The sequence below is a fragment of the Affinirhizobium straminoryzae genome (assembly GCF_007004135.1).
In the GTDB taxonomy this organism is placed as follows: Bacteria; Pseudomonadota; Alphaproteobacteria; order Rhizobiales; family Rhizobiaceae; genus Neorhizobium; species Neorhizobium straminoryzae.
In genome coordinates this window covers 1-1,089 of sequence record NZ_VJMG01000130.1, presented here as the reverse complement: position 1 = coordinate 1,089, position 1,089 = coordinate 1, and the positions used below count along the sequence as shown (strand labels likewise).

The 1,089-nt window shown below is 66.1% G+C and carries 1 protein-coding gene; it reads right to left on the bottom strand.

Features of this window, described 5'->3' with window-relative positions:
• Positions 1-573 (bottom strand): chloride channel protein (locus FNA46_RS25785; protein ID WP_143128094.1); only part of this gene is annotated, 573 nt, incomplete at its 3' end.
• Positions 574-1,089: the final 516 nt, after the last annotated feature.

The window sequence follows — 1,089 nt, the reverse complement described above, 5'->3', positions numbered from 1 at the left end:
CGGCGCGTTGAAGGCGGCGGCAATCGCACCGGCTGCGCCACAGCCGACGAGAATGCGCATGTCCTCGCGGCGCAGGTTCAGCTTGCTGCCGAGCTTGGAGGCAAGGCCGGCAGACAGCTGCGTATAGCCGGCTTCCAGGCCCACCGATGCGCCAAAGCCGTTGGAGATCAGGTTCTGGCCGGCCACGATGAAGCTGTCGGTCAGCGAGATGCGCCCGCCATAGAGCGCATTGGCCTCGATCGGGTCGACGATGGCGCGCCTGCGTCGCCGTGACAGGATGAAGAGAACGACACCCAGCAGCACGCCGCCGATGATGGGGGCGGTCAGGACGATCAGCTTGTTGTCGATGATCGAGGCGCTCAGCCAGTCCAGCCTGCCGATGCCGAAGATCAGGCTGTGCAGGCTGCGCGAGATCCAGCTCATGCCGCTGACGGCGGCGCCGGCCGCAAGACCGATCAGCATGGCCGAGAAGATCAGTCCGAGCTCGCTGCCGCGGGCAAAGGCCTTCTTCTTGATCAGCTTGCCCCAGGCATGGCCAAGGCGCAGCAGCGGGATGTTGGAGAGGGTCTTCATCGGGCGGTCCACCCTCCTGCTCTGGTTCCGGCCCGCCTCTGCCCGCCGAGCGGGCCCGTCCGCGCCGGCCGGGGCTGCGGTGGTCTTCGGGGGCAGCGCGCCCTCTGTATCCTCGGCAGGTAAAAGCATGAAGGGTGTCGTCGTTTCAAGCAGGTTTATGGAGACCGGAACCGGCCGTTCGGATCTCCGGCCGGCCGTGCCACAGCACGCGTGCGCACTGTGCAGACCCGGCTTTGGCCCTGTCCTTATACGGCAACAATGGCTGCAATCTGATGAACGGCCGGTTCAGCCGCTGTTCAGGCGGCCGGGCGAATTCTTGCCCTCGCCATCTCGGAATTGAGGTACATGCCATGAAGATGTTCGTGTCTGCCATTGTCCTGTCGCTTGCCGGTGCCGGCGCGGCACTTGCCGGACCCGTTGCGCCGCCTGCCATTGCCGCATCACAGGCCGCGCCTGGCCTCGTGCAGCAGGTCGATTATGCCTGTGGTCCGGGTTGGAGGCTCACCCGCTGGGGCG